The sequence below is a fragment of the Actinocorallia lasiicapitis genome (genome assembly GCF_054778695.1).
Genome location: NZ_BAAGZI010000163.1, coordinates 1 through 11,966, shown reverse-complemented (window position 1 = coordinate 11,966; position 11,966 = coordinate 1). Strand labels below are relative to the sequence as shown.

Genomic DNA, 11,966 nt, shown 5'->3' with positions numbered 1-11,966 from the left:
GGCCACCCAGCCGCCGGCGCCGGGCGGGATGCCGCGGCGAACACTGCTGGGCGCGGCCGCCGCACTCGCCGGCGCGGCCGTCGTGGGAGGCGGGTTCTACCTGATCCGGGACGGCCGCGACGGGGAGAAGCTGGCGCGCCTCTCCGGGAGCTCACTGCGGACGATGGCGTTCTCCCCGGACAGCAGGCTGCTGGCAGGCGGCGGATTCTCGGGGTCGTCGGACCGCAGCGAGTACCTGGTCGTCTGGGACGTCACCACGAAGCGGAAATCGGTCGTCGACGGCATCAGGACAGGCGTCATCGACGTGGCCTTCTCCCCCGACGGCAAGCTGATCGCCGCAGGTTGCGACGACGGCGTGGTCCGGCTCGTCGACCCCGTCACGCTCAAGGAGGTCGGCTCGCTCAGCGGCCACCGAAGCGGCTGCGATTCGGTGGCCTGGTCCGCCGACGGCGTCCTGGCCAGTTGCAGCAGCCAGGACGCGACCGTCCGGCTCTGGGATGTCGACTCCCGCCGTGAGCTGCGCCGGATCAAGCACGGTGTTCAGTTCCCGGCCTCGGTGTCGTTCGCCAGCACCAAACCGCTGCTGGCCATCGGCGGCGCCCCGGTGGAGGTCTGGGACCTCTCCACCGACAAGCGCGTCCACCGGCTGCCCACCGCCCACACGGTCGAGCTCTCCGCCCGGGGCGACACCCTGTTGACGGCCGAACACGACAGCGCCCACGTCTGGTCGTTCAGCGGGCCGAACCAGGACCAGCCGGAACAGGTGAAGGGCATCGACTCCGTCTTCCCCATCGCCTACGACCAGGACGGCACCTACATCGCGGTCGGCGGCAAAGTCGACGGCCGCAACACGGTCCTCGTCTCCTTCGGCGCCTCGGGCACCGTCCAGAATACCTTCCACACCGCGAAACCCCCTGTCGCCGTCGCTTTCTCCCCCGACGGCCGCTACGTCGCCGGCGGCGGTTACGGCGAATGCCACCTCTGGGCGCGTTGACCCTCTCAGCAGGGCCCGGCCGGTGGGCGGCTTTCGGTGGTGGAGATGAAGGCGGCGAGCGTGGAGCGGGTCTCGGTGAGGGCGGCGATGCGGTCGTCGATGCCGCGCAGCCGGGTGCGGAGGAGGGCGAGGAGGTCGTCGCACGGGTCGAACTCCGGGGTCCGGCCCTGGGCGCACGGGAGAAGGTAGGCGATATCCTCGGTGGACAGGCCCGCGTCGAGGAGGCCGCGGATCTGGGTCACGGTGAGGACCGAGCCTTCGGCGTAGTCGCGGTAGCCGTTCGCGCCGCGGCCGGGCGCGAGCAGGCCCTGCTCCTCGTAGTAGCGGAGCAGATGGGCGCCGACGCCTGTGCGGCGGCTCAGTTCACCGATCAACATCGCGGTTCCCCTTGACCTTCATACCGGTATGAACGTTGACGATTGTGCCATGAACGCTTTCCACGGAACCCAGAACCCTGTGACCGTCCTCGGCCTCGGACTGATGGGGCGGGCGCTCGCCGCCGCCCTCCTGCGCGCCGGAACCCCGACGACCGTCTGGAACCGCTCCCCCGAGAAGGCCGCGGAGCTGACCGGGCTCGGCGCGCGACTTGCCGGATCGGTCGGCGAGGCCGTCGCGGCGAGCCCCCTCGTGATCGTGTGCGTCACCGACTATCCGGCGGTCCGCGGGCTTCTCGAACCGCTCGGCGACGCGCTGGCGGGGCGCGTCGTCGTCAACCTGACGTCGGGCACGTCCCAGCAGGCCAGGGAGATGGGCGCATGGGCCGCCGGACGCGGCTTCACCTATCTGGACGGGGCGATCCTCGCCGTGCCCCAGGACATCGGCACCGAAGCCGCCGTCGTGATCTACAGCGGCCCGCTCGACGCGTTCGACGCGCACGCCGCCACCCTCCGCCATCTCGCCGCGGCCACCACCCATCTGGGGGCCGACCCCGGGCTCGCCTCCCTTTATGACGCCGCCATGCTGGGATTCATGTGGAGCGTCCTCAACGGCTTCCTCCACGCCACCGCGCTCCTCGGCACCGCGAAGGTCGACGCCGTCGCCGTCGCGCCGTTCCTCACCCAGGGCTTCGGAGTCATGGCCACCTGGCTGTCCGACTACGCCGCCCAGATCGACGCCGCCGACTACCCCGCCCACGACTCGACCGTCGCCACCCATCTGGCCGCCATGGATCACCTCCTCCACGAGAGCGCGTCCCTCGGCGTCAACACCGAACTCCCCGCCCTCATCCGGCGGCTGGCCGCCCGCGCCGCCGACGCGGGACACGCGGGCCACAGCTACGCCGCCCTCATCGCCCAGTTCCGAACTCCGGCCTGACGACCCGACCACCCGCCGTTTTGAGTAGGGTTTGCCGCTCGACTTGGTGTGTCTGTGGGGAGTTGGCGTGAGTTCGTCGGTTGAGGCCCGGTGCGGGAAGCATCCGCAGCGGGAGACACATGTCCGGTGTGTGCGGTGTGACCGGTACATGTGCGGGGACTGTATGCGGACGGCCGCCGTCGGGCACCAGTGCGTGGAGTGCGTGAAGGCCGGGCAGGCGTCGATGCGGCGGGTGCGGACGGTCTTCGGCGGCGAGGTCGGGAGCAGGCCGTACGCCACGTACACGCTGATGGTGCTGACGTTCGTCGCGTACGTCGTGGAGGTGGCGCGGCCCCGGCTCGTCGACCGGTTCGCCGGGCTCGGCGAGGGGTTCGTGTACGAAGGGCGGGTCTACGGGCTCGATCCGCGGCTGTACGAGGTGGACGGGCTGCCCGACGGGATGAGCCCGGGGCTGCCGGATCAGCTCGTCGGGCTGATGCACGGCGAGTGGTACCGGCTGTTCAGCCCGGCGTTCCTGCACCAGCTCCCCGACCAGGGGCCGTTCGGGCCGGCGCACATCCTGCTGAACCTGCTCGGGCTCTGGTTCCTCGGCCGGAAACTGGAGGAGCAGCTCGGCTGGTGGCGGTTGACCGCGCTGTACCTGCTGTCGGCGGCGGGCGGCAGCCTGCTCGCCGCGCTGATCTCCCCGGACACGATGGCCGTCGGCGCGTCCGGCGCGCTGTTCGGCCTGGCCGGCGCGGCGTTCGTGATGGGGCGGCGCGTCGGCTTCGAAGTCGACCAGATCTTCATCACCTACGTGGTCTGGATGGTCGTCAGCGCGTCCTTCACCTCCTGGCAGGGCCACCTGGGCGGCCTCGCCACCGGCATGGCCCTCGGCCTGGCCTTCGCCCACGCCCCCCGCGAACGCCAATCCCTCATCCAGGCCGCCGCCTGCGCCGCCACCCTGGCCACCATCCTCGGCCTCGTCCTCCTCAACTCCTGAACCCCGCGCCCTCAACTCCTGAACCCCGCGCCCGCCTTCACCCGGGGCGGCGCGGCGGGACGTGCCGGGGGCGGACGACCGGTGTCGTGGCTTACCGTGAAGCATGGATTTCGACGGTGGCCGACGTGACCCCTGGGGATGGAACGAGCCTCCGGCGGGCGGACGGCTGGAGCCTCTGCCGGAGCGGCTGGCCGAGCTGGCGGAGCTGCGCGGGCAGCTGCCCGTCGGGCCCGGGGTGGACTGGCCGGGGCCGGGCGACCTGCCGGAGGTCGCCGCCCTGGTCGACGAGGGATGGACAGTACTCGAGTACGCCTCGACGCTCCCGGCCGTCTGGCCGCCGGAGCACCGCTGCTGGGTTCCCGACCGGCTGCCGCGCGTCGAAGCCGACTACAGCGACCCCGACGACTTCGAAAGCCCCATGATCATCCGGCCTTGGACGATCGACGAACACGCCGATCACCGCGGCGAGGAGGTCGACCTCGCCCGCCAGGACCGCCTGCCCGCGCCGCCGCCCGGCCGCATCTGGCTGCTGCGCTCGCCGTGGCCGTCGCTGGAGTACGCGGCCGTCACCCACCTCATCGACGAGTGGGAGCAGGAGCACCCCGAGTTCGAGGTCACCCGCCGGTTCCACACGGCCCGCCACCTCCTCGCCCTCACCGAGGAGGAGATCTGGTCCCGCTGGACCGACGCTCCCCCGGCCGTCCACGCGTGGCGGGCCGCGGGCCGTCCGGTCGGCGAACTCGCCCTGCTGAACCTGACCCCCGCCGACATCGAGAACGCCGGCCTCACCGAACCCCAGGTCCTCGCCTGGCAGCACTCCATCGACATCACCGGCCCCTCCGACCTGTCACAGATCCACCTCTGGACGGACCTGGGCGCCACCCCACCACCCCGCTAACGCCCTCGACCGGCGACCCCCTCCGGCGCACCAAACGCGCCGGTCAGGCCTCCGGCGCGTCTTGCCTAAAAGCTTGGGCAACGGGTTGCCCACCCAGCTCAGCGTGGGTGCCGGGACTGGCCACGCCGCCTACCTGGCAACCGTCCTCGAACGCGGAGCAGCAGAGCTTGCCCAACTCCGCGACGGCCGTCAACGCGCCCTCTCCGCGCTCGCCTACAAGACCGGAGGGCTCCTTGCCTGGTCAGGGGCATCCCGCTCGGAGATCGAGTCTCGACTCATCGAGATAGGGACCATGACCGGTCTCCCCGAGCGCCTCGCCCAACGCATCGTCGCCCGTGCGATCGCCAACGGGATCGCACGGCCGCTCCCCGCCCCTGCTGGAAGGCGGACCTGAAAAAACTCGAAGGCCGCTGTCACATTCTTCGCCGCGAAGACCCCTTCTTCTCATTGATTCAGCCCGATCGAGACAACCCCCACTTCGGAGGCATAGCCATGACCGACCAGAGCCTGAGCAACCCCGAGCACGACCAGGAGCACCCGGAGTCGTTCCTGACGGTCGAAGAGGTCCTGGAGATCCTTCGGATCAAGCGATCGACCTTCGACGACTGGCGCCGCAAGGGCCAGGCCCCGCCGCTCTACCGCCTGCCGAACCGCAGCTTGCGCATCGACCGCGCCGAATTCGACGCCTGGATGGCGTCCCGACTCCTTAGCGCCTGACGCACCCGAGCTTCCCAACAGATCAGCAAGCCCCTCAGATGGAGATGAAGTGAACCCCGAAAACGACGAGTTCCTCACGGCCAAGCAGCTCATGAGCGACCTGGGCGTCTCGCGCTCGACCTTCTACCGCTGGCGCGCGACCGGGCGGGGTCCCCGCCTCCACCGCCTGCCGAACAGGCAGATGCGGTTCCTGCGCTCCGAAGTCATCCGGTGGATCGAGAGCCTCCCCAACAACTGACCGACCTACCGAACGGCCCCCACGAACCGGGGGCCGTTCGCATTTCTGGCCGCAATCCCCCAGGAGAACAATGAAGATCGGCAACGTCCAGTTCTGGAAGACCCATGTGCGTAACGACGGCCGCCCGAAGCCCTATCAGGTGCGCTGGAAAGTCGACCGCGAACCATTCACGCTGTCCTACGCCACGTCTACCTTGGCAGAGCACTTCCGCAACGGCTTGATCGCCGCCGCCAATCGAGGCGAGCACTTCGACATCGAGAAGGAGGGCCTGCCGACCTCGATGCAGCCGAAGGAGGAGAAGCCCAAGGAGGTGACGATCTACGACGTCGCGGTCAGCCACGCGAAGCGCAAGTGGAAGGGCTCCGCGGGGAACAGCCGCCGCAACAGCGCGCAGGGGCTGATCCGCGTCACGATCTACCGAGTTGAGGATCTCCCGGGAGCTCCCAGCGCTCAGCTGCTCCGGAACGCCCTGCGCGAATGGGCCTTCCGTCCCCACCGACGGGACTCCCCACCAGAGGACGTCGCAGCCACTCTGGCGTGGCTCGCAGAGAGCTCCCCTCCGATCAGCTCTCTGCTGGACCGCGACTTCCTGCGCGGCCTGCTGGACTTCATCGGCACCAAATACGACGGCAAACCCGGCAAACCGAGTTCCACGGCCCGGCACCGGGCGGTCCTCACGAGCATGGTCAATCACGCCGTCGAAGACGACATCCTCGACTACGACCCGATCGAACGCCTGGTCTGGACGCCCCCAGAGGTATCCAACGTGGTGGACCCGAGAGTCGTCGCCAGCCCCGACCAGGCCCGCGCCCTCCTGGTCGCCACGACCTACGTCGGCGAATTCGAGTTCCAGCGCGGGCCGCGACTCACGGCCTTCTTCGCCTGCCTCTACTTCGCCGGCCTCCACCCAGAGGAGGCGTGCGAGCTTCGACGCCTCGACTGCACGCTCCCGGAATCCGGCCCCGGCCTGATCGTGCTGAACGGCGCCAGCACCCGCGCAGGCAGCGCCTGGACCGACGACGGCGAGAAGCACGAGAAGCGTGGGCTGAAGCACCGTCCCGCAAACACGGGGCGAGACGTGCCGATCCCACCCGAGCTGGTGAGGATCCTCCGCGCGCACATCAAGGTCCACGGCGTCACCGAGGACGGACGGCTCTTCCGGGGCCCTCATGGCCAGGACCTGGATTCCACGCGATACCTGGACGTCTGGCACAAGGCGCGGGCGCTGGCCCTACCGCCCGAGCTCTACAACTCGCCTCTCGCCCGCCGTCCCTACGACCTGCGCCACGCCTGCCTGACGCTCTGGCTTAACTCGGGAGTCCCCGCGGCCGAGGTCGCCGAACGCGCCGGGAACACCGTCCCAATCCTCATGAGCACCTATGCCCGCTGCATCCACGGCCAACGCGACGAGATGACCCAACGCATCATCACTGCCCTCGGCGCCCCCGGAGACCTCTTTTAGGCCGCTCTTACCCAATCCACCAAGCGCAGTAGCCAGGGGCAGTCCAACGCCCCAGCTACTGCCAAGGCTGTGCAATACCGCCCACCCACGTGCCGTCACGACATCAGGGCTGACTTGCCACCCGCCTTCATCCAAGTCCTAGCGGGGAACGCCCTCGGGTTTCCTAGCCGAACCACGGCCCGGAGGACCCTCCGGTACGTCCGGCGCTTCGGTAGTCTGTTGCATTACGCCGGAGCGGAGAGAAAACAAGATCGGCCAAGAGTCGCGGTTACCGCGCTCGCCTAGAGCAGCTCGTCCGATTTTCTCAAATGAGCTGGGCAGCATACCAAAAATAAGCACTGGGAAGGAGAGTGAATTTATTTGAGATTTTTCAAAAAGTCCAGTGACGAAAAGAATGCAGATGACGCTAGAAGCGACTTTGCAGAAGTCCTCCTAAGGGAAGGGCGAGAAGAATTGAACCGGGCAGACAGTAAGGCTTCAAGTCTTCTGGGTTATTCGGGCGTGGCTTTCAGCGTATTGGCCAGCTCTGCGCTCCAGGGAAAATGGAACCCGTCGAATCTGAATAACCATCCTGCAACTGAGTGGATATTTTGGGCCGGGCTGATTTTTGCAGCCATCGGCCTGTTTAATATCGCCTGGGTTCTACTTCCACGCACAAAACATTTCGGAGATCGCTCAAAGCTCGCCTACTTCGGCCATGTCGTACTATATCGAGAGAAGAAAGGGTGGAGAAAAGAAACTCGGGCTAAGATTGATCGGAACGGAAAGGACGTCCTTGCCGATGCGATATCAGCAGCAAGTTCGGAAAGCTTTCAACGAACCGTCGACCAAGTTTGGGTAGTCAGCCACATCGTTGATAGCAAATACAAGAAGATCAGAAGATGTCTTCTGTGCTATGGTTTTGCGGTTGCATTGTGCATCACCGCACCCATACTAAATTTCTGTCTCGGCTAACCTACTTGCAGTTTTCTTCGTACCACTGATTCATGGCAACATTTACAATGTTGCCATGCCAGCATGAGTAGGTGGCATTCTCCCTAAAGAGCGCCTGATTATGGTCATTCAGATTGTTGTAGAAAACGTCAGAGACCATCATCTGATCATGCCAGTAAGATTCATTGCCGTGAGCGGCGAGCTTCGCCGCCTTGTTGACAACATCGCCCATGTATACGATTTCATTGATTCCACTCCCAAGATAACCGGCCTTAATAACCAAAGCACGACCGTATGATATTCCGGTACCTACCGCTATCTCTTCATATCCATGCTTCACAAGCTGATAGTTGAGCATTTTGACAGCCGAATTTATTTTTGCGCCAGTTCCCAAGGTCGAGTTAATGTCCGATTTGAGGGGTGTATTGAAGACGCCCCATACGCCATCTCCAACAATATTGACCTCTTTGCAGTTGCTGTCACCATCCATAACTGCAACAACCTCGGATATAAACGACCGATAGAGCTTTGCCAATCGCGGTCGCTTATACTTATCGGGCAGGCTTGACGACTTTCTAATATCGACAAACATCGCTGAGCAATTTGCATAGAATCCATTAGTAAAGGTTAGCTTGTCTCGATCGGGCAGAGAATCGACTTCCGTGTAGTCGTTATCCGAGCTGTCGAGAATTTTCTTAATTCTGTCGTAGCTAGCAACGTGGTCATAAGACTTTCCGGTACTTTTCACGGCCTGCCGCCCTTGGTCTCGATAGGGCATCAAGTGTAACGGGGGCGACTGTGAATCGTAGGGCGATTTGATAGCTTCTCCAGCTCGGCTTTGCTGCGCGTCGCGCAGGTCTGTGGACGGACACCAAGATCGCCCGGTACGCGGACAAGCGGCTCCAGACCCACGGCCACGCGATCTCCAGGCTGGCGGCCAGTTCACCTCCCGCTGTACGGCCAGGCGCGCTCTCTTCGAGTTCACCGGCTCGGTCCTCACGATCGCCCGGTCCGGCTCGGCTCCGTCACGGGTCGGGGGCGATCGACGCCGTAGGACCGCTCCGCGGCCCTACGGCACAGGGTTCCGGCACCATCACGTCATTCAAGTTGCCCAGGCTCCTACCGCTGCACCCGATCGACAGCCCCGTCCTCGCCAGGGCCTGGCCGCTGGAGAGGACGGCCGCCGCCGGGAATTCTCGTGTCCGCCCACCGGGAAGCGGTTGGCCGCCTACCTGGCACGGCATGTCCGTGGAGCTGGAGATCTTGATGGCCGCTTGCACAGGTCATGTGTCCAGAGTCCAACGGTTGCGGACTTGGATGAGGTGGGGGCCTTGTAGCTTCATCGGCGGAGGGCGTGGCATCTGCGTGCCCGGTTATGGTCTGTGCGGGGCCTCGCACGGGTCCCACACAAGTCGGCAACCGGGCCAGTAGAGCCCGAGGCGGGGAACGCTAGCCAATTGGTCTATACCACTTGGTGATCTCTGCACACAATCCGCACAAAAACAGTGGATCGCGGTGTAACGCGATGACACATGGTGGACCACGATCAACAGCGGCCATGGCCACCCTCCGCGGGGCTAACTCCGTCTCAGCGACAGCCGGTCCGACGCCTGATGGAAACTTCACTGAGGAGCTGCTGGAGCGCTGCTCAGGCGTCGGAGACGCGGATGAGGCCTTCCTGGACGACGCTGACGACGAGGTCGCCGGTCTGGGTGAAGACCTGGCCTCGGGCCAGGCCGCGGGCGCCGCCGGCGTTGGGGGTCTCCTGGGCGTAGAGGAGCCATTCGTCGGCGCGGAAGGGGCGGTGGAACCACATGGCGTGGTCCAGGGAGGCGCCTACGGTGCGGCGGTCGCCCCAGGCCAGGCCGTGGTTGAGGAGGACGGTGTCCAGGAGGGTCATGTCGGAGGCGTAGGTCATCAGGCAGACGTGCAGGAGCGGGTCGTCGGGGAGCTTCTCGTTGACCTTCAGCCAGACCAGGGAGGTCGGGGTGGCCAGCTCCGGCTTGCCCACGGCCTCCCAGGTGAGAGGGGTGGCGTGGCGGAGGTCGAACGGGCGGCGGCCCGCGAACTCGTCGGCGATCTTGGGGCCGAACAGGGCGGCCAGGCGGTCACGGCCCGGCGGCAGCGACTCGGGGTCGGGAGCCTCCGGCATCGGCGCCATGTGCTCGGGGCCCGGCTCGACGATCTGGAAACTCGCGCTCAACGTGAAGATCGCCTTACCGTGCTGGACGGCGACGACCCGACGCGTGGAGAAACTCCGGCCGTCACGGACCCGGTCGACCGTGTAGACGATCGGGACGCTCGGATCGCCCGGCCGGATGAAGTAGGCGTGCAGCGAATGGACATGCCGCGCCACCGGCACCGTCCGGCCCGCCGCCACCAGGGCCTGGCCCGCGACCTGGCCGCCGAAGACACGCTGCTGGCGGTCCTCCGGGCTCCGTCCTCGGAAGATGTCATCCTCGATCTGCTCGAGATCCAGGATGTCGAGCAGGTTCTTCAGCGCGTCGTTCACCCCGTCAGTCTGGCAAATCCCGCGACGGCGCGCGCCGTCAGGGGCCGTCCACGAAGATCTCGCCTGGTTCCTCCCCCCGGCACAGGGCGAGCACCGGCCCGCCGTACTTGTCGAGCTTCCGCTGCCCGACCCCCCCGATCAGCACCAGCTCGGCCGCCGACACGGGACGGCGCTCCGCGATCGCCTGAAGAGTCGCATCAGTGAAGATCACGAAGGCGGGCTGTTTGGTGGCCTTGGCGGTCGCGGCCCGCCACTCCTTCAACGCCTCCATCAGCGCGGCGTCGAGCTCCGCGGGACACCCCTGGCAGCGGCCCAGTTTCCGTTCGACGGCCGCCGTCAGCGACCGGCCGCAGACCCGGCAGAGCTGCGGGCCCCCGCTGACCGGCACGCCCGCCTTCCGCTCCACCCGCGGCGGCGCCGGGGCGGCGGTCTGCGACGACACCCCGTCCAGGAACCGCGACGGCCGCCGGTTCTTGCGCTGCCCGGGCGAGCGGGCCAGCGACCACGACAGCGTCAGATGCTCGCGCGCCCTCGTGATCCCGACGTAGAGCAGCCGCCGTTCCTCCTCGATCTGCTCGGGAGTCTCGGCGTAGATGATCGGCAGGGTGCCGTCGGTGAGCCCGGCGAGGAACACCGCGCTCCACTCCAGGCCCTTCGCCGAGTGCAGCGACGCCAGCGTGACGCCCTCCAGCGGCGGCGCGTGCGCCGCGGCCGCCCGCTCCTCCAGCTCGCCGACGAACTCCCGCAGCCCCGCGTTCGGCGTGGCCATCGCCATGTCCTCGGCGAGCTGCGCGAGCGCCGCCAGCGACTCCCATTTCTCCCGTACGGCGCCCCGCCCGTCCGGCGCCTTCTCGCTGAACCCGCACCCGGCCAGGACGGCCCGCACCTGCTGTATCAACCCGAGCCCGTCGAGCTGCGCGTCGGCCCCCGACCTGGCCGCCCCCCGCAACCGCACCACGGCCTCCCGGACGGCCGGACGCTCAAAGAACCGTTCCGCCCCGCGCAGCACATAGGGCACCCCGGCGTCTGCGAACGCCTGCTCGAACGCCTCGGACTGGGCGTTGATCCGGAACAGGACGGCGATCTCGCGGGCCGGAACCCCCTCGTCGATCAGTTTCCCGGCCTTGCGGGCGGTGTCCTCGGCCTCGGCCAGCTCGTCGTCGTACTCGGCGTAGGCGGGCGGCGGGCCGTCCGGCCGCTGCGCGATCAGCTCGAGCCGGTTCTTCGACCGTTTCAGCACCTCGTTGGCGAGCCGGACGACCTGCGGGGTCGACCGGTAGTCGCGGACCAGCCTCACGACAGTCGCGTCGGGGTACTCGGCGGTGAAGTTCATCAGGAACCCCGGCGTGGCCCCGGTGAAGGAGTAGATCGTCTGGCTGGGGTCGCCGACGACGCACAGCTCCTTGCGCTCCCCCAGCCAGCAGTCGAGCAGCAGCTTCTGCAGCGGGTTGACGTCCTGGTACTCGTCGACCACGAAGTACCGGTACTGCTCGTGGACGGCCCGCCGCATCTCCGGGTAGTCGAGCATCATCGCGGCGGTCAGCTCGAGCATCCCCTCGAAGTCGAGCAGGTTCCGTTCGCGGCGCAGCTCCTCGTACATGACGTACAGCCGGGCGACGTCGACGACGTCGCGGGGCGCCTTGCGCGCCGTCCGGACGACGGCCGCCGCGTACTCCTCCGGCCTGGTCTGGGTGACCTTCGCCCATTCGATCTCGGCCGCGACGTCCCGCAGGTCGTTGCGGCCCAGCGACAGGCCGCAGGCCCGTGCCGCGTCCGCCAGCAGCGCGATCTTGGAGTCGATGATGCGCGGCGGCTCGCCGCCGACGGTGCGCGGCCAGAAGTACAGGAGCTGTTTGAGCGCCGCCGCGTGGAAGGTGCGGGCCTGCACGCCGGGCGCGCCCAGCGACCGCAACCGG

The 11,966-nt window shown here is 67.1% G+C and carries 13 protein-coding genes; 9 read left to right on the top strand and 4 right to left on the bottom strand.

The window, feature by feature from the left end:
* On the top strand, positions 1–994 hold a 994-nt coding region (locus ACYVE7_RS18780), incomplete at its 5' end, for a WD40 repeat domain-containing protein (RefSeq protein ID WP_460366190.1).
* Between the two features lie 5 nt (positions 995–999).
* On the opposite strand, the gene ACYVE7_RS18775 is transcribed toward ACYVE7_RS18780, so the two are convergent.
* Complete coding sequence (locus ACYVE7_RS18775) at positions 1,000–1,371, bottom strand: MerR family transcriptional regulator (RefSeq protein ID WP_460366188.1); 372 nt, start codon at positions 1,369–1,371, stop codon at positions 1,000–1,002.
* A 49-nt stretch (positions 1,372–1,420) separates the two neighbouring features.
* Here ACYVE7_RS18775 and ACYVE7_RS18770 point away from each other — a divergent pair, with 49 nt between their 5' ends.
* From ACYVE7_RS18770 to ACYVE7_RS18735, 8 genes are all read left to right on the top strand, one after another.
* The gene (locus ACYVE7_RS18770; RefSeq protein WP_460366186.1) at positions 1,421–2,308 is read left to right on the top strand and encodes an NAD(P)-dependent oxidoreductase; all 888 of its coding nucleotides are present in this window, start codon (positions 1,421–1,423) and stop codon (positions 2,306–2,308) included.
* A 163-nt stretch (positions 2,309–2,471) separates the two neighbouring features.
* Positions 2,472–3,290 (top strand): rhomboid family intramembrane serine protease, encoded by an 819-nt coding sequence (locus tag ACYVE7_RS18765; RefSeq protein ID WP_460366184.1) that lies wholly within the window; start codon positions 2,472–2,474, stop codon positions 3,288–3,290.
* 103 nt (positions 3,291–3,393) lie between these two features.
* The gene (locus ACYVE7_RS18760; protein WP_460366182.1) at positions 3,394–4,188 is read left to right on the top strand and encodes a hypothetical protein; all 795 of its coding nucleotides are present in this window, start codon (positions 3,394–3,396) and stop codon (positions 4,186–4,188) included.
* Positions 4,189–4,261: 73 nt separating this feature from the next.
* Positions 4,262–4,582, top strand: a complete 321-nt coding sequence (locus ACYVE7_RS18755; protein WP_460366180.1) for a hypothetical protein — start codon at positions 4,262–4,264, stop codon at positions 4,580–4,582.
* 98 nt (positions 4,583–4,680) lie between these two features.
* Positions 4,681–4,905: a helix-turn-helix transcriptional regulator gene (locus ACYVE7_RS18750; protein ID WP_460366178.1), complete on the top strand. Its 225-nt coding sequence runs from the start codon at positions 4,681–4,683 to the stop codon at positions 4,903–4,905.
* Positions 4,906–4,954: 49 nt separating this feature from the next.
* On the top strand, positions 4,955–5,143 hold the full coding sequence (locus ACYVE7_RS18745) for a helix-turn-helix transcriptional regulator (protein ID WP_460366176.1): 189 nt from the start codon (positions 4,955–4,957) through the stop codon (positions 5,141–5,143).
* A gap of 70 nt (positions 5,144–5,213) precedes the next feature.
* The gene (locus ACYVE7_RS18740; RefSeq protein ID WP_460366174.1) at positions 5,214–6,605 is read left to right on the top strand and encodes a tyrosine-type recombinase/integrase; all 1,392 of its coding nucleotides are present in this window, start codon (positions 5,214–5,216) and stop codon (positions 6,603–6,605) included.
* Positions 6,606–6,965: 360 nt separating this feature from the next.
* On the top strand, positions 6,966–7,559 hold the full coding sequence (locus ACYVE7_RS18735) for a Pycsar system effector family protein (protein ID WP_460366172.1): 594 nt from the start codon (positions 6,966–6,968) through the stop codon (positions 7,557–7,559).
* 1 nt (position 7,560) lies between these two features.
* Here the strand turns inward: ACYVE7_RS18735 and ACYVE7_RS18730 are convergent, their stop codons facing one another.
* The 3 genes from ACYVE7_RS18730 to ACYVE7_RS18720 all read right to left on the bottom strand — a co-directional run.
* Positions 7,561–8,286 carry an adenylate/guanylate cyclase domain-containing protein gene (locus ACYVE7_RS18730; protein ID WP_460366170.1) on the bottom strand — a complete coding sequence of 242 codons (726 nt, stop codon included), beginning with the start codon at positions 8,284–8,286 and terminating at the stop codon, positions 7,561–7,563.
* Positions 8,287–9,186: 900 nt separating this feature from the next.
* Positions 9,187–10,050 (bottom strand): acyl-CoA thioesterase II, encoded by an 864-nt coding sequence (gene tesB / locus ACYVE7_RS18725; protein WP_460366168.1) that lies wholly within the window; start codon positions 10,048–10,050, stop codon positions 9,187–9,189.
* A gap of 37 nt (positions 10,051–10,087) precedes the next feature.
* The coding region (locus tag ACYVE7_RS18720; protein WP_460366166.1) for an ATP-dependent DNA helicase UvrD2 at positions 10,088–11,966 on the bottom strand (1,879 nt) is incomplete at its 5' end.